Annotated in this window: 19 protein-coding genes; 11 read left to right on the top strand and 8 right to left on the bottom strand. The window is 70.0% G+C overall.

Annotated elements, in window-relative coordinates:
* Positions 1 to 36: 36 nt before the first annotated feature.
* Together LCC91_RS00500 and mnmH are read right to left on the bottom strand one after the other, a co-directional pair.
* On the bottom strand, positions 37 to 519 hold the full coding sequence (locus LCC91_RS00500) for a DUF3429 domain-containing protein (RefSeq protein ID WP_082007566.1): 483 nt from the start codon (positions 517 to 519) through the stop codon (positions 37 to 39).
* A complete protein-coding gene (mnmH, locus tag LCC91_RS00495; protein ID WP_043700768.1) occupies positions 516 to 1,583 on the bottom strand; it encodes a tRNA 2-selenouridine(34) synthase MnmH in 1,068 nt (355 codons plus the stop codon). Before mnmH ends, LCC91_RS00500 begins: the two co-directional genes overlap by 4 nt.
* 43 nt (positions 1,584 to 1,626) lie before the next feature.
* On the opposite strand from mnmH, the gene selD reads away from it, so the two are divergent.
* On the top strand, positions 1,627 to 2,703 hold the full coding sequence (gene selD / locus LCC91_RS00490; RefSeq protein ID WP_043700829.1) for a selenide, water dikinase SelD: 1,077 nt from the start codon (positions 1,627 to 1,629) through the stop codon (positions 2,701 to 2,703).
* A 21-nt stretch (positions 2,704 to 2,724) separates the two neighbouring features.
* Here selD and LCC91_RS00485 read toward each other — a convergent pair whose 3' ends face one another.
* The gene (locus LCC91_RS00485) at positions 2,725 to 3,783 is read right to left on the bottom strand and encodes a metal ABC transporter solute-binding protein, Zn/Mn family (RefSeq protein ID WP_197052556.1); all 1,059 of its coding nucleotides are present in this window, start codon (positions 3,781 to 3,783) and stop codon (positions 2,725 to 2,727) included.
* A 181-nt stretch (positions 3,784 to 3,964) separates the two neighbouring features.
* Here LCC91_RS00485 and LCC91_RS00480 point away from each other — a divergent pair, with 181 nt between their 5' ends.
* On the top strand, positions 3,965 to 4,366 hold the full coding sequence (locus LCC91_RS00480; protein WP_052231554.1) for a hypothetical protein: 402 nt from the start codon (positions 3,965 to 3,967) through the stop codon (positions 4,364 to 4,366).
* On the opposite strand, the gene LCC91_RS00475 is transcribed toward LCC91_RS00480, so the two are convergent.
* Complete coding sequence (locus LCC91_RS00475; protein ID WP_058616077.1) at positions 4,354 to 4,809, bottom strand: MerR family transcriptional regulator; 456 nt, start codon at positions 4,807 to 4,809, stop codon at positions 4,354 to 4,356. The genes LCC91_RS00480 and LCC91_RS00475 overlap by 13 nt on opposite strands.
* 94 nt (positions 4,810 to 4,903) lie before the next feature.
* Between LCC91_RS00475 and LCC91_RS00470 the strand changes: the two genes are divergently transcribed.
* Complete coding sequence (locus tag LCC91_RS00470; protein ID WP_043700766.1) at positions 4,904 to 5,569, top strand: cation transporter; 666 nt, start codon at positions 4,904 to 4,906, stop codon at positions 5,567 to 5,569.
* Positions 5,570 to 5,742: 173 nt separating this feature from the next.
* On the opposite strand, the gene glmS is transcribed toward LCC91_RS00470, so the two are convergent.
* Positions 5,743 to 7,671, bottom strand: coding sequence for a glutamine--fructose-6-phosphate transaminase (isomerizing) (gene glmS / locus LCC91_RS00465; protein ID WP_043700765.1), 1,929 nt, complete (start codon positions 7,669 to 7,671; stop codon positions 5,743 to 5,745).
* Positions 7,672 to 7,816: 145 nt separating this feature from the next.
* On the opposite strand from glmS, the gene LCC91_RS00460 reads away from it, so the two are divergent.
* Positions 7,817 to 8,353, top strand: coding sequence for an Lrp/AsnC family transcriptional regulator (locus LCC91_RS00460; RefSeq protein ID WP_185974881.1), 537 nt, complete (start codon positions 7,817 to 7,819; stop codon positions 8,351 to 8,353).
* Between the two features lie 115 nt (positions 8,354 to 8,468).
* Here the strand turns inward: LCC91_RS00460 and glmU are convergent, their stop codons facing one another.
* Positions 8,469 to 9,884, bottom strand: coding sequence for a bifunctional UDP-N-acetylglucosamine diphosphorylase/glucosamine-1-phosphate N-acetyltransferase GlmU (glmU, locus tag LCC91_RS00455; protein ID WP_043700764.1), 1,416 nt, complete (start codon positions 9,882 to 9,884; stop codon positions 8,469 to 8,471).
* A gap of 131 nt (positions 9,885 to 10,015) precedes the next feature.
* Between glmU and LCC91_RS00450 the strand changes: the two genes are divergently transcribed.
* From LCC91_RS00450 to LCC91_RS00440, 3 genes are all read left to right on the top strand, one after another.
* Positions 10,016 to 10,945, top strand: coding sequence for a ketopantoate reductase family protein (locus tag LCC91_RS00450; protein ID WP_043700763.1), 930 nt, complete (start codon positions 10,016 to 10,018; stop codon positions 10,943 to 10,945).
* Positions 10,946 to 11,006: 61 nt separating this feature from the next.
* Positions 11,007 to 11,855, top strand: a complete 849-nt coding sequence (purU, locus tag LCC91_RS00445; RefSeq protein ID WP_043700762.1) for a formyltetrahydrofolate deformylase — start codon at positions 11,007 to 11,009, stop codon at positions 11,853 to 11,855.
* A gap of 168 nt (positions 11,856 to 12,023) precedes the next feature.
* A complete protein-coding gene (locus tag LCC91_RS00440) occupies positions 12,024 to 12,896 on the top strand; it encodes a LysR substrate-binding domain-containing protein (RefSeq protein ID WP_043700761.1) in 873 nt (290 codons plus the stop codon).
* Positions 12,897 to 13,116: 220 nt separating this feature from the next.
* On the opposite strand, the gene LCC91_RS00435 is transcribed toward LCC91_RS00440, so the two are convergent.
* Positions 13,117 to 13,542, bottom strand: a complete 426-nt coding sequence (locus LCC91_RS00435) for an Hsp20/alpha crystallin family protein (protein WP_043700760.1) — start codon at positions 13,540 to 13,542, stop codon at positions 13,117 to 13,119.
* Between the two features lie 365 nt (positions 13,543 to 13,907).
* Between LCC91_RS00435 and LCC91_RS00430 the strand changes: the two genes are divergently transcribed.
* The 4 genes from LCC91_RS00430 (at position 13,908) to LCC91_RS00415 (ending at position 18,745) form a co-directional block, all read left to right on the top strand.
* The gene (locus LCC91_RS00430) at positions 13,908 to 15,407 is read left to right on the top strand and encodes an FAD-linked oxidase C-terminal domain-containing protein (RefSeq protein ID WP_043700757.1); all 1,500 of its coding nucleotides are present in this window, start codon (positions 13,908 to 13,910) and stop codon (positions 15,405 to 15,407) included.
* A 314-nt stretch (positions 15,408 to 15,721) separates the two neighbouring features.
* Positions 15,722 to 17,377: a PAS domain-containing sensor histidine kinase gene (locus tag LCC91_RS00425; protein ID WP_161936812.1), complete on the top strand. Its 1,656-nt coding sequence runs from the start codon at positions 15,722 to 15,724 to the stop codon at positions 17,375 to 17,377.
* Positions 17,374 to 18,357 carry a delta(1)-pyrroline-2-carboxylate reductase family protein gene (locus tag LCC91_RS00420; RefSeq protein ID WP_082007563.1) on the top strand — a complete coding sequence of 328 codons (984 nt, stop codon included), beginning with the start codon at positions 17,374 to 17,376 and terminating at the stop codon, positions 18,355 to 18,357. The genes LCC91_RS00425 and LCC91_RS00420 overlap by 4 nt, the downstream gene beginning before the upstream one ends.
* Positions 18,358 to 18,400: 43 nt before the next feature.
* Complete coding sequence (locus LCC91_RS00415; RefSeq protein WP_043700755.1) at positions 18,401 to 18,745, top strand: RidA family protein; 345 nt, start codon at positions 18,401 to 18,403, stop codon at positions 18,743 to 18,745.
* A gap of 221 nt (positions 18,746 to 18,966) precedes the next feature.
* Here LCC91_RS00415 and LCC91_RS00410 read toward each other — a convergent pair whose 3' ends face one another.
* On the bottom strand, positions 18,967 to 20,814 hold the full coding sequence (locus tag LCC91_RS00410) for a chorismate-binding protein (protein ID WP_052231552.1): 1,848 nt from the start codon (positions 20,812 to 20,814) through the stop codon (positions 18,967 to 18,969).
* Between the last annotated feature and the right edge of the window lie 40 nt (positions 20,815 to 20,854).

Genomic DNA, 20,854 nt, shown 5'->3' with positions numbered 1-20,854 from the left:
ACTTTTTTTCTCTTTTCTTATACATTCAGACGCATATCAGGCCGGCGATGCCACGGCCGCCAAGGCCAGACACGACGCGGCCCCAAACGTCAGGTGCCGGCGCAACCGGGGGTACCAGGGCGCCACCGGACCGGGCGGGCAGGCCGCCACCTCTAGCACCCGCCACAACAGCAGGCCCGCGACGAGCGCCGCATAGCCCACACGCGGCCCGGTGAGCAGCCCCAAGGTCATGGCAAACGCCGCCCACAGCGACGGGACCACCGACCAGACCAGACGTGCCCCGACCCGGTCGGCACCGGCCTGCGCCCCCCAACCCCAGTGGATGCCCCCGAGAAAACTCAGGATGGCGCCGCCGTAGCACAACAGCGCCGCACCGATCGCGGACTGCGCGAATCCGGCGGTCAGCCAAACCCCCGCGGCTCCGCCCGCAAACGGCAGCAACCCACCGTAGCCAAGCCACGCAGCGGCGGTCGGCATCGGTGCCTCGTGGTGGGTGTCGTCGCGTTCGCTCATCGTCATGCGTGGGTTCCCTGGCCCGTGTCGTTCAGCAGATCCGACGCGGCTCGGTTCAGCCCGTCCGCATCCAGCGCCGCCACCGGCACGGTGCGCCACGGCGGCACTCCCGAGCGATCTTGCGAGCGCCGGTAGAGCGGATCGTAGTGGTGCGTCATGAGCTCCGCGAACAGCTCGGTCAGCCGCCCCGCCAGCGCCCAGGTCTGCCAGCGCGCCAGCGTGTCGTTGGGCTGCAGGCCGCGCAAGGCGGTCAGTCGCTGGGCCAGCGCCTGCCGGTCACGACCCAGCCAGGCGTAGTCTTCCAGCACCAGCGCCAGCCGGGCGGCGAACGGCGCCTCGACCTGCACGCGCGGTGCCCGCTGCAGCGCGTCCACCAGCGCCTGCGGCAGCTGTACCGCGCCGATCTTGCGGCTCTCCGCCTCCACCCAGACGGGTCGGGCGGGGTCGAAGCGGCGCAGCGCGTCCACCAGCGCCGTGTCGAACGCCTTCTGGCTCGGCTGCGGCTGTCCGTCGGGCCACGCGCCCAGGATCGACCCCCGGTGACGCGCCAGCGCCTCCAGGTCCAGCACCTGGGCCCCGCGCGCCGCCAGCGCCCGCAGCAGGCGCGTCTTGCCGCTGCCCGTGGGTCCACCGACGACCCGCCAGCGCAGCGTCGGGGGCAGGGCCTGCAACTGCTCCACGACCCAGCGCCGGTAACCCTTGTACCCCCCCTGCAACTGTGCTGCCGCCCAGCCGATCTGGCGCAGCCACAGCACGAACGAACCGCTGCGCTGCCCGCCGCGCCAGCAGTACACCAGCGGCCGCCAATGCGCGGGCTTGTCCTGCATCGTGCGCTCCACATGGCGGGCGATATTGCGCGCCACCCACGCACCGCCGATGCGCCGCGCCTCGAACGCGCCGGCCTGCTTGTAGATCGTGCCGACGAGGCGACGCTGCTCGTCGTCGAGCACCGGCAGGTTGACCGCCCCCGGCAGGTGGTCGAGCGCAAACTCCGCCGGCGTGCGCGCGTCGATCAGCGTATCGAACTCGCCGATGCGATCCAGCGTGACAATATCGGGCTTGACGGCCATGATGCATGCGGCGCGGGGCGTCCGCGCCGAACGAGAGAAAACGATGAACACCGAAACACGCGACCCCAACCGCCTGACCGCGTGGGCGCACGGCGGCGGCTGCGGCTGCAAGATCGCCCCGGCGGTGCTGCAGCGGCTGCTGGCGCAGGTGCCGGCCCACTTGGCACCGCCCGAACTGCTGGTGGGCACCGCCACCAGCGACGATGCGGCAGTCTACCGCCTGCGCGACGATCTGGCGCTGGTGGCGACGACGGACTTTTTCACCCCGGTGGTGGACGACGCGTTCGACTTTGGCGCCATCGCCGCGACCAACGCGCTGTCCGACGTGTATGCGATGGGGGGCGAGCCACTGCTGGCGTTGGCGCTGGTCGGCATGCCGATCAACCAGTTGCCGGAATTGGTCATCGGCCGCGTGCTCGAAGGCGGCGCGCACGCCTGCCGCGCGGCGGGGGTCGTGCTGGCCGGGGGGCATTCGATCGACACCGTGGAGCCGATCTACGGCCTGGCCGCGATCGGCACCGTGCACCCGGCCCACGTCAAGACGAACGCCGGCGCACGGCCCGGCGACGTGCTGGTCCTGGGCAAGCCGCTGGGCGTCGGGATCCTGTCCGCCGCGCTGAAAAAGGGGCTACTCGACGCCGACGGCTACCGCGAGATGCGGCGCTGGACCACGCTGCTCAACCGCGCCGGTGCGGCGCTGGCGCGGCTGCCCGGGGTGCACGCGATGACGGACGTCACGGGCTTCGGCCTCGCCGGCCACCTGCTGGAGATGTGCCGCCCGGCGGGCCTCGTCGCCACGGTGGACGCAGGCGCCGTGCCGGTGCTGGACGTCAGTCGCGCGCTGCTCGCTGATGGCATCGCCACTGGTGCCTCTGGCCGCAATTGGGCCAGCTACGGCGACGCCGTGGACCTGACGGCGCTACCCGCCGACGACCACAGCGCATGGCAGACGATCATCACCGATCCGCAGACCAGCGGCGGGCTGCTGGTGGCCTGCGCGCCGGACGCGCTCGACGCGGTGCAGGCCGCCTTCACCGCCGCGCAGGGGCAACCGGGGTGGGTCATCGGCACCCTCGCTCCCGCCGCCAAGGCTGCCTTGCCCGGTGTGCGATTGCGCTGATGACCAATCGAGGCACCGCCGTCAGGGTGTGGCGCCGCGCACGGCAGTGACCATCGCCTGCGTGTTGTGGCGCATCAGGCGAACGTAGTCTGGGGCGGCGCCGTCGGCGCGCGACAGCGCGTCGGAATACAACGGCTCGCTGGCGGGTTGGACCCCTGACTCGCGCGCGATGCGCTGCACGAGTCGTGGGTCGGTCAGGCGCTCCACGAACACCGCCCGTACACCCTCCGCCCGAATCTGCCGGATGAGCCGCGCGACACCCGCAGCGGACGGCTCACTGGCCGTGCTCACCCCCTGCGCCGGCAAAAACGTCACGCCATACGCGTTGCCGTAGTAGCGAAAAGCATCGTGAGAGGTGACGATTTTGCGCTGCTCGGCCGGTATGGCGGCCCATGCCGAGCGAATATCGGCGTCGAGCGCGCGCAACGTCTGCTGGTAGGCCTGCGCACGCTGGCGATACCCATCGCAAGAAGGGGCATCCACCCGGCACAGCGCGTCGGCGATGCGTTGCGCATAAACCATGACGTTGCGCACATCCTGCCACGCGTGCGGATCGAAGGCGCCATGGTCGTGGTCATGGTCGTGGTCATGGCCGTGCGCATGACCGCGGCGCGGTGCTGCCGCGTGCGCTTTGGAGGGCTGCGGCGCAACTGCCGGCAGCGGCTCGATCCCATCGGTCACGCGCACCAGCTCGCCGCGGTACCCGGCGCTGCGCAGCAGCCGCTCCAACCACCCCTCATACCCCAGGCCGTTGACCACCAACAGCTTGGCTGCCGCCACGGCGCGCGCGTCGGCGGGTTTGGGCTGGTAGACGTGGGCATCCATCTCAGGCCCCACCAGCGCGCGCACACTCACCCGATCGCCGCCGACTTGCTGCACGATATCGCCCAGGATGCTGAAACTCGTCACCACGGGCACTGGGCCAGCCGCCTCGGTGGGTGCGGCATTGGCCGCACCCACCAACACCTGCCAACCACCCAGACACAAGGCGACGGCCAGCCGCCAATGCGCCCGCTGTCGCCTGGGTCCGCGAACCCAGCGGCTCATCCAGCGGCCACCAACCATCTCCCATGCGGTCATGATGCACTCCTTTCTCACACATCCACGGCGCAACGGGCGGCGCAGCCCGATCGACGACAAAGCCTCGCCGCCCAGCGCTCAGCTGGGCAATAATAGCGCAACATTGTTGCATTAAGCCATGGATCTACCGGCGGGTATCCAGCAACGATTGCGGCAGCGCGGTCTGCGTCTGAGTCCAGGCATGCGCGCCGCCATCGACGTGTTGCGCGCCCATCCGTCCCGCGTGTGGCGGCACTCCACGTTGCTGGCGGCGTTATCGGCGCAGGGTGTGGGCCTGGATCGCGTCACCCTCTATCGGTTGCTACAACGCTTGGAGCAGGCGGGGTTGGTGCGCGACGTCACCCCGGCGGTGGAGGGCAAGCGCCGATCGGGCGCGTTCGTATGGGTGGGTGCCGTCGAGCCAAGCTTGACCATCAGCCGCAGCTGTCCCCACTGCGGTCGCTCTGATCCCACCCCTTTGCCGTCACCGGCGCTGGAGCGCGCCCTGCAACAGTTGGCGCAGACATTGGCCGCGATGGACGCGGCGACGACGCGCGCTCATCTGACGCTGCACACCCCGTGCGCCCGCTGTCAGCGGGACTGAGACACAGGGGATGCGTGGCGCGCGCCACAAGAGGCCTCGCACAGGTCGTGTGCCAACGCATCGAGAACACGGCAGCGTCCTGTCGGCTCCTGTTGCGGCCCGTGTTGGCAGCGCGCCAGCAAGGCCTGCAGCTGACGCTCCAACGCGCGCAAGGCACGCAGGCGTTCGCGCACGCGCTGCTGCTGCGCGCGTATGAGCGCGTGCACATCCCGGTGGCGCGACGGCGTACCTTCCCATACCTGCAGCAAAGCCTGTATCTCCTCCAGCGGCATCTCCAAGGCGCGGCAGTGCCGAATGAAGTGCAGCCGCTGCACGTCGGCATCGTCATAGTCCCGATAGCCATTGGGCAGGCGCCGCGGCTGCGGCAGCAAGCCCCGCGCCTCGTAGAACCGAACGGTGTCGGGATCGATGCCGACCCGCTTGGCCAGGGTGTGGATGCGCATCGCGTTTTTCTCCCCAGGGACATGGTCCTCTTGACTTTCGAGCGACTCCAGGGTTTCCAATGGGTGACCCGATTGTCATACCAAGGAGTTCACCATGTCGATTCACCTCGGGCACACCCACGCACACGACCACGCCTGCCCTTCGTTGCTGTCGGCAGCGCAAGCACAACGCTACGGACGCGTTCTGTGGTGGGCGCTCGCACTCAACGCGGCGATGTTTGTGCTGGAGGCTGCGGCGGGCATCGCCGCGGGATCACAGGCGCTGTTGGCCGACGCCATCGACTTCGCGGGCGACGCCTTCAACTACGCCGTCTCCTTGGCGGTACTGGGTGCCACCGCCGTCTGGCGTGCGCGCGCAGCCCTGTTCAAAGCGGCCAGTATGCTGTTGTTTGGCGTATACGTGCTGGTGCGCACCGCCTGGGCGGCTTACAGCGGCACCCTGCCACACGCCGCGACGATGGGTGTGGTGGGGATGTTGGCGCTGGCGACCAACTTGGCCGTGGCGTGGATGCTGTACCGCTATCGCGAGGGGGATGCCAACATGCGCAGCGTGTGGTTGTGCTCGCGCAACGACGCCATTGGCAACGTCGCGGTGATGCTGGCGGCTGCAGGGGTATTTGGAACCCGGCACGGGTGGCCTGACTGGATCGTCGCCGGCGGTATGGCGCTGCTGGCACTGCAAGCAGGCTGGGCCGTGTGGCGGCAAGCCCGGCGTGAACTGCGCGCCCATGCCGCGGCGGCACCGTGTACCGGTCACTGAGGGCACTGCGCGCCCCTCCCGCCTAAACCCTGCCCGTGCGGCCGACCGCACGGGGTCGGCCCGCCGCCCCCGGTACCCCCGCCCAATGCCAGACCAGCAGAGTCGGCGCGCATCAGGGCGGCCATCGATCACATCGTGTCAGCCAAACGGCACGGGGCTCTGCAGGAGCACGCTCACTCCACCGTCACGCTCTTGGCCAGGTTGCGCGGCTTGTCCACGTCGGTGCCGCGCAAGCAGGCGGTGTGGTAGGCCAGCAGCTGCAGCGGCACCACGTGCAGGATGGGGCTGAGCGCCCCGTAGTGCTCGGGCATGCGGATGACGTGCAGGCCGTCGCCGCCGGTGATGTGCGTGTCCGCGTCGGCGAGCACATAGAGCACGCCGCCGCGCGCGCGCACCTCCTGCATGTTGCTCTTGAGCTTTTCCAGCAGCGCGTCGTTCGGGGCCACGGTCACCACCGGCATCGCGCTGGTGACCAGCGCCAGCGGGCCGTGCTTGAGCTCGCCAGCCGGATAAGCCTCGGCGTGGATGTAGCTGATTTCCTTGAGCTTGAGCGCGCCCTCGAGCGCGATGGGATAGTGCAGCCCGCGGCCGAGAAACAGCGCGTGCTCCTTGGCGGCGAAGTCCTCCGCCCAGCGGATGACCTGCGGCTCCAGCGCCAGCACGGCCTGCAACGCGACGGGCAGGTGGCGCATCGCGCGCAGGTGGCGCGCCTCGTCCTCGGCGCTCAGACGCCCCTTGGACTGCGCCAGCGCCAACGTCAGCAAAAACAACCCGGCAAGCTGCGTCGTGAAGGCCTTCGTGCTGGCCACGCCGATCTCAACCCCCGCGCGCGTGACGTAGGCGAGTTCACACTCGCGCACCATCGCACTGGTGGCGACGTTGCAGATGGTCAGCGTATTCGTCATCCCCAACGACTGCGCGTGGCGCAGCGCCGCGAGCGTGTCGGCGGTCTCGCCGCTTTGGCTGATGGTGACGACGAGCGTGCGCGGATCGGGCACGCTATCGCGGTAGCGGTACTCGCTGGCAATCTCCACCGTGGTCGGGATGCGCGCGATGGCCTCCAGCCAGTAGCGCGCCACGCAGCCCGCGTAGTAGCTCGTGCCGCAAGCGAGGATGAGCACGCGGTCGATCTCGCCAAACACCCGCCACGCCGCGCGGCTGCGGATGCCGTGGTCGTCGAACAGCTCCGGCACGATGCCCTCGACCCCCTCGAGCGTGTCGGCCAGCGCCCGCGGCTGCTCGAAGATTTCTTTTTGCATGTAGTGCTGGTACGGGCCGAGGGCCACGTCCTGGCTGCCGACCTGCACGGTCTTGACCGGCCGCGCCGCCGCGTCCAGCGCGCGCCCATCCGCGCCGACGATGCGGTAGCGGCCCAGCGACACGTCCACCAGATCGCCCTCGGCCAGAAAGACGATGCGGTTCGTCACGTCAGCCAGCGCCAGCGCGTCGCTGGCGAGGTAGTGCGCCGCGGGGCCGTCCGCTTCGGCACCGATGCCGAGCACCAGCGGCGAGCCGGCGCGCGCGCCCACCACGCGCTGCGGCTCGTCGTGGTGCAGCACCGCGATCGCATACGCCCCATGCAGCCGGGCGGTGGCCGCGCGCACCGCCTCCAGCAGGTCGCCGTCGTAGAGGCTGTCGATCAGGTGCGCGATGACCTCGGTGTCGGTCTGGCTTTCGAAAACGTAGCCGCGCGCTTGCAGCTCGGCGCGCAGCGCCTCGTGGTTTTCGATGATGCCGTTGTGCACCAGGGCCACGCGCGGCGCCCGCCCGGCCGCGTCCGCCCCCGGCCCGTGGCTGAAGTGCGGGTGCGCGTTGTGCACCGCCGGCGCGCCGTGCGTGGCCCAGCGCGTGTGGGCGATGCCCGTGGCGGCGCGCAAACCCTCCGCGCGCACCTGGCCCATCAGTTCGGCCACGCGCGCGGTGCTGCGCGCGCGGACCAGCCCCCGCGGCGCCGCTGCGCCCAGCGGCTCCCCTGAGAGCGGCGCCCCGCGATGCACGGCCAGTCCGCACGAGTCATAGCCACGATACTCCAGGCGCTGCAAACCCTGCACCAGCACGCCCACCACATCCGTGCTCGCCACGGCCGCGACGATTCCACACATCGATACGTCCTCCAACGGGGTGTTGTTCCGTCAGCACCGAGCCTACGACGATCCAGAAGAACGATGTTTTCTTTTTCGGCATATTTTTGCAATACTCTTACAGATTCGCCCAAAGCTACATTTTTATTTCACAAACATCAATGACATGAACGTTTTTTCCATAGACCCGCTGGACTTAGACCCGCTGGACTGGCAGCTGCTCGACGCCCTCCAGACCGACGCCAGCCAGCCGCTGCAGGCGCTGGCGGCACGCCACGGGGTTTCCGCGGCGACCGTGCTGCGGCGCGTGCGCCGGCTGGAGGCGGCGGGGCTGATCGAGCGGCGGGTCGCGATCCTGCAGCCGGAACGCGTCGCGGCGTTCGCGGGTGAGGGGCTGACTGCGATCGTCGAAATCGGGCTGGAACGCCAGGGCGAGGAGCACGCGGCGGCGTTCGAGGCACGCGCCGTCGCCGAACCGTGCGTGCAGCAGTGCTACCGCGTCAGCGCCGGCCCGGATTTCGTGCTCGTCGTGGCCGCCCGCGACATGCGCGACTACCACGCGCTGGCACAGCGCCTGTTCACCGCCGACGCCAACGTGCGCCAGGTCAAGGCCTATTTCAGCGTGCGCCGCGCCAAGTTCGACCCGCGCCTGCCCCTGCCCAGCACGGCTGCCCACCAACCAACCTCATCAGCCGACGCATGAGACCAGCCCCCCGAGACGGGGACGACCTTCATGACACGACGGCATGGGGATATGCGCGCACCCGCCGCTGCAACGGGGCCTGGCGGGCCAGGACGGCCAACGCACGCGGTCGGTTTCAAGCGGCGTCCGGGCGCTTCTTCGTGGGACGCTGCCAGCCCATGACCGTCACCGGCTTGGCCCGCGCCACCGTCAGTGCCCCCGCGGGCGTGTCCTTGGTGATGGTGCTACCGGCGCCGACCGTGCCCCCCGCGCCGAGCGTGACCGGCGCGACCAGCACGCAGTTGCTGCCGACGTGCACGTCGGCTTCGATCACGGTGCGGTGCTTGTTGGCGCCGTCGTAGTTGGCGGTGATGCTGCCCGCGCCGTAGTTGACGCGCTCGCCCACCGTGGCGTCGCCCAGGTACGCCAGGTGGTTGGCCTTGGCGCCGGTGCCGAGCGTGCTGTTCTTCACTTCGACGAAATTGCCGATGTGCACGTCCGCCCCGAGCCGCGTGCCCGGGCGCAGGCGGGCGAATGGCCCCACCCGCGCGCCGGGGCCGACGACGACACCCGCGGCCTCCCCGTCGATGTGCGTGAACGGGTGGATCACGGCGCCGGCCTCGACCGTGGCATTCGCGATCACGCAGTTCGCGCCGACGCGCACACCGTCACCGAGCACCACGCGCCCTTCGAAGACGCAGTTGACGTCGATCTCCACGTCCTGCCCGCAAACGAGCTCCCCTCGCACGTCCAATCGCGCCGGGTCGGCGAGCCGCACCCCCTGCGCCATCAGCGCGTCGGCCACGCGGCGCTGATGGGCGCGCTCCAAGGCTGCCAGCTGCGCCGGGCTGTTGACGCCCGCGACCTCGACCGCGTCGGTGATGCGGTGGGCGACCACCGGCGCGCCGTCGGCCACCGCGTGGCCCACCACGTCGGTCAGGTAGTACTCCCCCTGGGCGTTGCGGTTGTCCAGCCGCGCGAGCCACTGGCGCAGCCGCGCCGTGGGTGCGGCCAGGATCCCGCTGTAGACCTCGGTGAGTCGGCGCTGCGCGTCCGTCGCGTCCTTTTCCTCGACGATCGCGCGCACCGCACCCTGGTCGTCGCGCACGATGCGCCCGTAGCCGTGCGGGTCGTCCAGCGTCACCGTCAGCAGCGCCAGCGCGTCGAGCCCCGCGGCCGTCTGCGCCGCGATGAGCGCAGCCAGCGTCTCGGGCCGCGTCAGCGGAACATCGCCAGACAACACCAGCGTCACCCCGTCGTCGTCGAGCAGCGGCAGCGCCTGCTGCACCGCGTGGCCGGTGCCCAGCTGCGGCATCTGCCGCACGGCCTGCACCGCCAGCCCCGGGGCCAGCCCCGGCAGCGCCGCCTCCACCGCATCGGCCCCGTGGCCCGTCACCACCACCGTGCGGCGCGCCCCCAGCGCGCCCGCCACCGCGAGGACATGACCGAGCAGCGGCCGCCCGCCCAGCCGCTGCAACACCTTGGGCAACGCGCTTTTCATGCGCGTGCCTTTGCCAGCGGCCAAAATCACGACATCGACGGGGCGGGCCATGCGGTTCCTCCTGCGGTGGCATCGTTGCGTTGTGGCCAGGATTATCCCCGCACGCCAGTCCTGACCGCCGTCGACCGTTACCATCCTCTTTTGCCATCCCCTGTCCCGACCGCCCCGAGGAGACACCGACCATGCCGGATCCCACCCCCGTTGCGCCCTGGCCCCGTTTCGCCGTCTTCGGCGCCGGCGCCGTCGGTGGCTACTACGGCGCGTTGCTGGCGCGCGCCGGCGTGCCGGTCGTCCTGATCGGGCGCCCGGCGCACGTGCAGGCGATGCGCGAGCGCGGCCTGCGGCTGCAGACGGCCACCTTCGACGAAACGATCGCCGTGCAGGCGGACACCGACCCCGCGGCGGTGACCGGCGCCGACGTGGTGCTGGTGTGCGTCAAATCCGGCGACACCGAAGCCGCTGCCGCTGCGCTGCGCCCCCACCTGGGGCCGGACACAGCGGTGCTGAGCCTGCAAAACGGCGTCGACAATGCCGAGCGGCTCGGCCGGGTGCTGGGTCGCCCGGTGGTGCCGGTCGTCGTGTACGTCGCGGCGGGGCTGGAAGGCCCGGGCCACGTGCGGCACCACGGCCGTGGCGAGCTGGTGCTCGCGCCGTTCGCGCAGGCGGACCGCGTGCAGGCGGCGCTGGCCCACGCGGGCGTGCCCACCACCGTCTCCGACGCGGTCCCGCACGCGCTGTGGACCAAGCTGGTGGTCAACTGCGCGTACAACGCGCTGTCGGCCATCACCGCCCGGCCTTACGGCTGGCTGTGGGCGCAGGCGGGCGTGCCGGAAATGCTGCGCCACGTGGTGCGCGAGTGCGTCGCGGTCGCGGCGGCCGATGGTATCGCGCTGGGTGCCGACGCGCTGGACGCGGACGTCGCGCGCATCGCCACCGGCATGGCCACGCAGATCTCGTCCACGGCGCGCGACCTGCTGCGCGGCCATCCGACGGAAATCGACCACCTCAACGGCTACGTCGTGTCGCGCGCCCGCGCGCACGGCCTGTCGGCGCCGGTCAACCACGCGCTGCTGACGCTGGTGCACCTGTTGGAACAGGGACGCGGGGCCTGAGAGGCGGAAGCAAGGACACAGAACCGGAGAAACGCACGACGAACTGCGACAATTCCGCCCCATGCAAGACACCTACGTCCTCACCCTGTCCTGTCAGGACAAACCGGGCATCGTGCATGCCGTGTCGGGTTTTCTGCTGGAGCACGGCGGCAACATCGAGGAAGCCGCGCAGTTCAACGACCGCGACAGCGGGCGCTTTTTCATGCGCGTGCAGTTCACGTGCCCAGGCCGCGACACCGATGGCCTGCGCGCGCTGGTGCGCGAGTTCGGCCAGGCGCACGGCATGACCTGCAGCCTGCACCCGTGGCACGAGCCGATGCGCACCGTCATCTTCGTCAGCCAGCAGGGGCACTGCCTCAACGACCTGCTGTTCCGCTGGAAAAGCGGCCTGCTGCGGCTCGACATCCGCGCCATCGTCAGCAACCACCGCGACTTCTACCAGCTCGCCGCCAGCTACAACGTGCCGTTCCACCACATCCCGGTCACCGCGGCCACCAAGGCGCAGGCCGAGGCGCGCCAGCTCGAAATCATCGAGCAAGAAGGCGCCGAACTCGTGGTACTGGCGCGGTACATGCAGATCCTGTCGGACGGCATGTGCGAGCGGCTGGCCGGTCGCGCGATCAACATCCACCACAGCTTCCTGCCCAGTTTCAAGGGCGCGAAGCCCTACTACCAGGCGCACGAGCGCGGCGTCAAGCTGATCGGCGCGACCGCGCACTACGTCACCGCCGATCTGGACGAAGGCCCGATCATCGAGCAGGACGTGGCGCGGGTGGACCACAGTATGACGGTGGAGGACCTCACCGCGATCGGCCGCGACACCGAAAGCCAGGTGCTGGCGCGCGCGGTCAAGTGGCACAGCGAACACCGCGTGCTGCTCAACGGCCAGCGCACCGTCGTCTTCCGCTGAGACACCGTGGCGCGATACGGATCCAGCACGAAGCAGCTTTGTGTTCCCGCACCGCGCCCTTCGCATGTGAGAAGCAGGGGACTCAAGACAAAATCGTGCCGGAGCGATAAAAAAACCGCGGTGTGTGGGCAATCTGGACTGCCCGCGTTTCCCAACTGACGTCACCCCATGGCCGCCCCCCGCATCCCGCCGATCCAGTGTCTGCTGACGTTTGAAGCGCTGGCGCGCCTGCGCAGCGTCACGCAGGCGGCCGACGAGCTGTGCGTCACGCCCAGTGCGGTGAGCCACCGCATCCGGCAACTGGAAGAACAGCTCGGCGTCAAGCTGTTCGGACGGGCGGACTTTTCGCTGACGACCGAGGGCAGCGAGTACCTGGCACAGGTGCGCGAGGGGCTGGCGGCGCTGCAGCGCTTCCCAAGCCGCAACGCGACCCCGGGCCGGCGCAAGCTGCGGCTGGCGGTGACGCCGACCTTCGCGCGCTCGATCCTGATGCCGCGGCTGAAGCATTTCGCCGAGGCCTATCCCGAGATCGACCTGACGCTGCAGGTCAGCATCCCGCTGCTCGACGTCGTGGCGGAAGACGCGGACCTGACCATCCGCTACGGCACCGGGCGGTACCAGGACGTGGAGTTCACCTGCATCCTGAAGGACGAGGTCACGCCGCTGGCGTCCCCGGCGTTCGCGCGCGCACACGGGCCGTTCGAGCGCCCGGAGGATCTGGAGGGGCTGCCGCTGCTGCGCAGCCCGCTCGAGCCGTGGCGCACGTGGTTCGCGGCGCACGGGCTGGACTGGCCCGAGCCGACCGACGGCTCGCAGTTCAACGACATTGGCCTGATGTGCGACGGCGCCGCCGCCGGCATGGGCGTGGCGCTGGTGCGCCTCAAGCTCGGCGCGCCGTGGCTGGAAAACGGCACGCTGGTGCGCCTGTACCCGCGCACCGTGCCCAGCCCGCACGCGCACTACCTGTACTGGCGTGCCGGAGCCATGGAGCGCTGGGAATGCGCGACGTTTGCCGCCTGGCTCAAGCAGGCCGTGGGTTGATGAACACCCCAACCCGCTCGACGCTCCCCCACAGGGAAGCGCCCTATTGATCCGGCACAAAGAAGTTTTGCCTCCCCCGCGGCGTTCCGTGCTTGTGAGGAAAGCGGGGAACTCAAGACAAAACCGTGCCGTAGCAATAAAAGGGGCCAAAGTACAGGAACGGCTCCCGTGCAGGAGGGCGGCGAAGCCGCCCGTCACCGGCTGCCCGTGGGCGTGCGCCTCACTCGATGCGGATGCGCTTGCCCGCCACCGCCACCTTCTTCGGCAGCGTCAGCGTGAGCACGCCGTTTTCGAACTTCGCGCTCGCCTGCGCTTCGTCCACGTCGCCCGGCAACGCCAGCGTGCGCGAGACAGCACCGAAATAGCGCTCGCTGTGCAACACCTTGTCGCCGTCGCGCTTGGTGTCTTCCTGCTTGACCTCGGCGCTGATCGTCACGACGTTGTTCTCCACGGTGACGTGGATCGCGTCCTTGTTCACGCCCGGCAGCTCGGCGGCGATGGTGTAGGCGTTGTCGGACTCGCTGACGTCGAGCTTGATCTGCTGCGGCAGCGGCTCGCCATGCAACGGGCGGATGTAGAAGCCCGGTGCGAGGTCGCGGAAGAACTCATCGAACAGGCTCATGCGACGCGGGATCAGGTTGCTCATCGTGTGCTCCTTTCGTCGTGGAGAATCTTGGGCTTCGGGGCGCGCCCCGCGTCTCCACGTCGCCGGCGCGTCCCGTTGCGGTTACCACGGAAATTAGGGTCAAGGCGCGCCGGATTCAAGGGCCCCGGCGCAACCTCGTGACTGGCTTTTGATCGTGGTCAAACGCCCGCGGCGCGAGCGCCTGCGCTGCCCTGTGCCGGCCCTGTCGCGCCACCGCGGATCGGCCCTCGCCGTGCCGATCGCCGCCGCGTTGGATGCGGCTTCACGCAGCGATCCAGGTTTTTTCAGCCAGAGCACCGGGCGCTGGCCTACACTGCACGTCACAACATTGCCTGCCGCGCCACCCGACCCTTGACGCTCCCGCCATGACCGCCATCGAAACCCCCGAAACCGACGCCGTCCAGCGCGCCGCGCGCCAGGCCGAAGTGGTGCGCGCGCTCTCGCTGGTGCTGCCGCCCGAGGCCCTGCTGTGGACCCCGGAGGACACGACGCCCTACGAGTGTGACGGCCTGACGGCGTATCGCCAGCGGCCGCTGGCCGTGGCGCTGCCGGAAACCGAGGAGCAGGTGCAGGCGGTGCTGCGCACCTGCCACCTGCTGAAGGTCCCGGTGGTCGCGCGCGGCGCGGGCACGGGCCTGTCCGGCGGCGCGATGCCGCACCCGCTGGGCGTGACGCTGTCGCTGGCGCGCTTCAACCGCATCCTGCGCATCGACCCGCTGTCGCAGACCGCGGTCGTACAGGCCGGCGTGCGCAACCTCGCGATCAGCGAGGCGGCCGCGCCCCATGGGCTGTACTACGCACCGGACCCGAGCAGCCAGATCGCCTGCACGATCGGGGGCAACGTCGCGGAAAACTCCGGCGGCGTGCACTGCCTGAAGTACGGGCTGACGCTGCACAACGTGCTGCAGGTGCGCGGCTACACCGTGGAGGGGGAACCGATCACCTTCGGCAGCGAAGCCCCGGACGCGCCGGGGCTGGACCTGCTGCCGCTCGTCGTGGGGTCGGAAGGGATGCTCGCCGTGGTGCTGGAGGTCACGGTGCGCCTGACCCCGACACCGCGGCTGGCGCGCTGCATCATGGCCAGCTTCGACGACGTGCGCCGCGCCGGCGAGGCGGTGGCGGCGGTGATCGCGGCCGGCATCATCCCGGCAGGGCTGGAGATGATGGACAAGCCGATGACGGCAGCGGTGGAGGACTTCGTCCACGCGGGCTACGACCTCGACGCGGCGGCGATCCTGCTGTGCGAATCCGACGGCACGCCCGAGGAAGTGGCCGAGGAGATCGAGCGCATGAGCGCCGTGCTGCGCGCCGCGGGCGCGACGCGCATCGCCGTCAGCCGCGACGAGGCGGAGCGGCTGCGCTTCTGGAGCGGACGCAAGAACGCCTTCCCGGCGAGTGGCCGCATCAGCCCGGACTACATGTGCATGGACTCGACCATCCCACGCAAGCGGCTGGCCGACATCCTGCTCGCCATCCAGGCGATGGAGGCCAAATACGGCCTGCGCTGTGTCAACGTCTTCCACGCCGGCGACGGCAACCTGCACCCGCTGATCCTCTTCGACGCCAACGACCCGGATCAATTCCGGCGCGCCGAGGCGTTCGGCGCCGACATCCTGGAGACCAGCGTCGCGATGGGTGGCACGATCACCGGTGAGCACGGCGTCGGCGTGGAAAAGCTCAACAGCATGTGCGTGCAGTTCAGCCCCGAGGAACGCGAGCAGATGTTCGCGATCAAGCGCGCCTTCGACCCGCACGGGCTGCTCAACCCGGGCAAAGTCATCCCGACCCTGCAACGCTGCGCGGAATACGGCAAACTGCTGGTGCGCGGCGGGCGGCTGCCGCACCCGGAGTTGCCGCGCTATTGATGTCACGCCACAACAAGGTCAGGAGGAGCGCCTGTGGCGTGGCTGCGCGGCTTCACCGCAAATCTGGCTCGGCGCTCCGGTAGCCCCCGACGCCACAGCCGGGGAGCCAGACGCTGCCACCGGATACCCGCAACGGGCTTCAGTGTCGCAGTTGCTTGCGCTACAGTAAATTCATGCAGCCAATGCCCCGCCACCCCTGGCCCCCTCAGTTGCCGCCCTCGTTTTTCGAGGCATTGGCCATCCATACGCAAAATTGCGCGGGCAGCAGCGACGCGACAGCCCCGTCCGGTACCACACCCGATTCGGTTGGCGACGTGGCGGTTCGTGTCCTGCACCGGCTCACCGATGGCTGTCTCATCCTGGACGCGTCACTGCGTTGTCGCTTTGCCAATGCGGCCGTACAACCCCTGCTGCGCCCTGGGATACGGCCCAACCAAGTGGAAGATCGAGCGTGGCACGAGGTGCTCAGCCCGGATTGGCTGGACGTGCTACTGCCTTGGGTCGCACAAGCCCTGCGCAACGAGCCCGGTCAATTTCAAACGGCCTGCCCTGGATGCGATAACGCAGCGCATTGGTCGCTGACGGTGTTGCCAGACACGGTGGACGGTGCCGTCAGAGGCGTATGCATTTTGCTGCGCGACGACAGTGCGTGGGAGCGGCACGCAGCGGAGCTGCGTGCGCAGCAAGCCGACTTGCAGCAGCAACTGCAACACCAAAGCGCATGGTTGACGCTGCAACACGCGCGCTGGCAGGCCCTGTCGGATGGACTGCGCGACGCGGCGTTATTCTTTCTGGACAGCAACGGGGCCATCATCGACTGGCCGGCCAGCGCACAGCGCCTGCTCGGCTACCCAGCATCAGCGGTGCTGGGTACCGCGGGACCGGATCGTCCCGACGCCCCCCACCCGCTACCCCCCGATGCGGCGCAGGCGCTGGAGCGTGCGGCGCTACTGGGTCAGAGTGAAGCCACGCTCTGGCTGCGTTGCGCCGACGGTCAGCGGCTGTGGGCACACGTCGTTTACGCGGCGCTGCGGGGGGCCGAGGGCGAACCGTTGGGCACGGCGTGCTTGGTGCGCGACATGACCGAGATGCGCCGACTGGAGGAGCTGTTGCGCGACCTCAACCACGCGCTGGAGCGCAAAGTCGAAGAGCGCACACGGCAGCTGCACAGTCTCAACCAGGATCTGGAGGCATTTTCCTACTCGGTCTCCCACGACCTGCGCGCCCCCCTGCGCCACATTTCGGCTTATGTGCAGGTGCTGCGCGAAGACCTGCGGGGACATATCGCGCAAGACGTCGAGCGCGACTTGCGCACCATCGAAAATGCCGCGGCGCACATGCACCGCCTCATCGAAGGGTTGCTGGCCTTTGCCCGCTTGGGACGCGCCGCGCTGCAGCCCCAACCGCTGAACATGCTCAGTTTGGTACACAGCAGTTTGCACCGCGTCCAACACGACCCCGCCCTGCAACGTCCGCCGGGCTATGGCGTCGAGGTCGACATTCCGCATGAGTTGCCCAACGTCGAAGGCGATGCCCTGCTGCTGTCGCAAGTATGGGACAACTTGTTGGCCAACGCCTTCAAATACACCCGCAAACAACCCCACGCGCGCATCGCCGTGGGCGGCCGCGTCCAGCCCGGCCCCCAGGGGGAGGAGGCGGTGTTTTGGGTTGAAGACAACGGCGTGGGCTTCGACCCGGCCCGTGCCGAGCGGCTGTTCGGTGTCTTCCAGCGCCTGCACCGCGCGCAGGACTTCGAAGGCACCGGCATCGGACTGGCGCTGTGCCGCCGCATCATCGAGCGCCACGGCGGCCGCATCTGGGCGGACGCCCGCCCGGGCGAGGGTGCGACGTTCCACTTCGCGCTGCCGCTGCGGGCCGCCCCGGCCACCGATCCAGACGCGCACGAAACAGCCGCCGGCCCCGACACCGACGGGGCCGCCACCGACACTGCGGGCCCGCACACTGGATGACGATCACCGCCCCCGCGACCCAAACGCCGGTGCCGCCACCGCCCGTTGCCGGTACGTTCGTGCTCGATGCCGCGGCGACGGCCGCCGCGCTGCCCTACCCCGCGCTGGCCGACGCCATCGAGGCGCTGATGCGCGACGACACCGTCGTGGTCCCGCCGCGCCTCGTGCAACCGCTGCCCGGTGGCGGCAGCCTGTTCGTGATGCCGACCGCCGACGCGACGCTCGCGATCACCAAGCTCATCACCTTCGTCGCCGACAACCCGGCGCGCGGGCTGCCCGCGATCCAGGGGGATATCGTCGTTTTCGACGCGCGCGACGGGCGCCGGCTTGGCTTGCTGGACGGTCCCACCGTCACGGCACGGCGCACCGCGGCGGTGTCGCTACTGGCGGCGCGGCGGCTCGCGCACCGGCGCGACGGCCCGCTGCTGATCGTCGGCGCCGGCGTACAGGGGCGCGCGCACCTGGAGGCGTTCGCCGCTGGGCTGGGCGTGCGGGCGGTGCGCGTCGCCTCGCGCAGCCGGGCGAGCGCCGATGCGCTGGTGCGCCACGCGCAGGCGCTGGGCCTGGACGCGCAACGCGTGGACGACGCGGACGCGGCGCTGGCCGACTGCCCGCTGGTGGTGAGCTGCACGTCCGCCCAGGCGGTGGCGCTGCGCGCGCGACCGCGCGCGGACGCCTTCGTCGCGGCGGTGGGCGCCTTCACCCCGCGCATGGTCGAATGGGCGCCGGACGTGTGCCGGCACCTGGCCGCGACCGGCACGCTGGTGGTGGACACGCGCGACGCCGACCACGAAGCCGGCGACCTGCTGCAGGCGGGGCTCGACGTCACCGCGCTGCCGACACTGGCCGACGTCGTGCGCGACACCCCCGCGTGGCGGCGGGCACGGCGCGACGACGGCCCCGTTCTGTTCAAGAGCTGCGGCTGGGCCGGCTGGGATCTGGCCGCCGCGCGCTGCGTGCTGGGCGGCCCGACCGCCTGACCGCCGCCTTCCGCAGTTTCGTATCAATCAGGAGTTTTTCATCATGGTGCAACGCTTCGACGTCGGCCCGCGCCTGTCCGAGATGGCCATCCACAACGGCACGGTCTATCTGGCCGGACAGGTCCCGGACGACACCACCCAGGACATCGAGGGCCAGACGCGCCAGGTACTGGCGGCGATCGACGCGCTGCTGGCGCGCGCCGGGACCGACAAGACGCGGCTGCTGATGGTGCAGATTTTTCTTGCCGACCTGGCCGATTATGACGGCATGAACCGCGTCTGGGACGCGTGGGTGCCCGCGGGTCATACCCCGCCGCGCGCCACCGTGCAGGCGCGCTTGGCCAACCCGGCCTGGAAAATCGAAATCGTCGCCACGGCAGCCCTCTGATCGAGGAGACCGCGCCGCGCGGCAGTGCCGCAGCGAGGCGCACCACCACAGGAGCGCCAACGCCCTCGGGGGACGGCCGCGGCTACCCGCCCGTCGCGCTGACATTGACTCGTCTGGGTGCCCCGACTGCGGTCTCCACACGCCCCTTGGGCAAGCGTGCCGCTGCGGTGCCGCAGCCCATCTGGTTGGCCGCCCCGCCGCCCCAGCGACCGGGAGGTGCCTCAGTCGCCAGGGCGCACCAGCCGCACCTCGACCCAGCCGCGCACGCTGTTCATCAGCGCCCAGCGGGTGACGCGCGGTATGTCATCGAGGGTCAGCCGGGCCTCGCGCAACACCCCCTGGCGCAACAGGTGTGATCGCATCACCCCCGGCAGCAGCCCGCACGACAGCGGCGGCGTGACCCACTGGCCGTCCACACATGCTGCGATGTTGCCGATCGTGCACTCGGTAATCTCCCCGGCAGCGTTGTAGAGCAGCACGTCCACACAACCCGGGGGAGCAACGAAGCGCGCATAGGCATCGCGTCGCGTGGTCTTGTGCCGCACGAAGTCGTCCGCGGCAGCCATCGGCTCGTGTGCCAGCGCGATCGACACGGGTAACGTCCATGGCTGCACCGGCGTGACCTGCGCTTGGACTTGGCCCGAACGTTCCACCACCACGCGCAGCTTCCAAATGCCCTGCGGATGCGCACGCGCGGCCGCACGCAGCGCGTCCCACCATCGCCGCCGCACGGCCTGCGGCGCACCCGCCCACCACCACCCGAAATGCAGGGCCGCTCGGTGCAGGCGACGCCAGTGTGATCGCGCCCGCGCGACGCGGCCCCGCTCCAGTCGCAACGACTCCAGCAGCGCGAATGGCGCATCCGCCCGCGCCACGAACGCGAGCTTGGCGCGCCACTCCGCGGCTTCCCCCTGCGCCGAAGAACCCCAGGTCACCCCACTGCCAACGCCCACCACGACAGTGGACCGCTGGGGCTCCCCCGTCAGCACCAGCGTGCGAATCGGCACGTTGAGTGTGACGCGCCCGCCCGGCTGCACGATGCCGGCCGCGCCGCAATAAACCCCGCGGGGGTCACGCTCCAGCGCGCGGATGCACGCCATCGCCTGGTGTTTGGGCGCCCCCGTCACCGAGCCGCAGGGAAATAACGCTCGCCACAGATCCGACAAGCGCAAGCCGGCCCGCGCCTGCGCCTGCACGGTCGACGTCATCTGCCACACGGTGGGCAGCGCTTGCACCTGCCACAGGTCGCGCACCCGCACGCTGCCCAGCTGCGCCACCCGGCCCAGGTCGTTGCGCAGCAGGTCCACGATCATGACGTTTTCCGCCCGCTCTTTGGGGTCGGCCTGCAACGTGCGCGCACGCGCTGCGTCCTGCTCGGGGTCGCTCACTCGCGCGGCCGTGCCCTTCATCGGGCGGGTGGTCAAGGTCGAGCCGCACCAATCAACAAACAGCTCCGGCGACACGCTGGCCACCGCCCACGGTTGCACCCCTGCGGCGCGAGCGTCCAACAGCAGGGCATAGCCGCCGGGCTGCGCGTCGAGCAAGCGCTCAAACCACGCCAACAACGCCGCTTGCACAGGGGTGTCGCCCGCGGGCCGCCACTGAGCGCGCACCCGCTGCGTCAGGTTGACTTGGTAAAACTCCCCGCACTCGATGCGGTCGCGCACTTGCTGGACCGCTTGTGCAATCGCAGCCTCGTCCCACGCAGGGGTCCAGCCCTGCACCTGCCACGCGGGGCAAGGTCCATCGGCGGCCGTCGGCTCGATCGGCCACGGCTCGGCCCGATCGAAGGCCGCCCACACCGCCAGCGCCTGACCGGCAGCAGGTGCGGAGACAGGCAACCCGGCGGCGGCCGCAGCCTCATACGCCACCCATCCCACGCACCACGCGCCAGCGCACGACGCAGCGTGCACCGCATCGAGCACAGCAGGAACCTCGTCCGCCCGCCACGCGACCCACCAGCGGCGCGGCGCGCCAAAGCGCCAGCGCCACCGCGGCGCTTCGGGCGCGAGCGGATCGCCAAAATCGATCCAGGCGGTATGGGCAGACGGCGGCGGGGACGACGACATGGCAGCACAGGAGCATACACGCCGACGTGGGCCGGGGCTC

This window comes from Tepidimonas taiwanensis, from assembly GCF_020162115.1.
GTDB lineage: Bacteria > Pseudomonadota > Gammaproteobacteria > Burkholderiales > Burkholderiaceae_C > Tepidimonas > Tepidimonas taiwanensis.
The sequence above is the reverse complement of the archived record's forward strand: the minus strand, read 5'-3'. Positions and strand labels throughout refer to the sequence as shown.